Below are 300 nucleotides of genomic sequence, written 5' to 3' on the forward strand. Positions count from 1 at the left end.
TTTTTTTTAAGAAGTGAAGCGGTGATTCCTGACAGGTTTAAAAACCTTATTTTGCTTATTGATGGATTAAGTTTTGGCACATTTGGTTTTCATCCGCACGAAGGTTTTGAGGATGAATTAATTTTATATATTCAGAAAACAAACGAGAGGGTAAAAACTCTTTTTGTGAAAATAGATTTAAACGGTATCAAGTTTGGATTTTTAAGAACGCATTCTTAGTTCTGGAAAAGAGCCAGCGGCAGACTGAGGTGATAGGTACGAGATTGCATGCAATCTCTAGTGCTCTGTCTATCCTGCATT

At 35.7% G+C, this 300-nt stretch carries 1 protein-coding gene; it reads left to right on the plus strand.

The window, feature by feature from the left end:
- Positions 1-219 (plus strand): hypothetical protein (locus tag QP437_RS09895; protein ID WP_021563074.1); only part of this gene is annotated, 219 nt, incomplete at its 5' end.
- Positions 220-300 lie beyond the last annotated feature (81 nt).

The organism is Haemophilus sp. UMB1048 (assembly GCF_030218125.1).
In the GTDB taxonomy this organism is placed as follows: domain Bacteria; phylum Pseudomonadota; class Gammaproteobacteria; order Enterobacterales; family Pasteurellaceae; genus Haemophilus_D.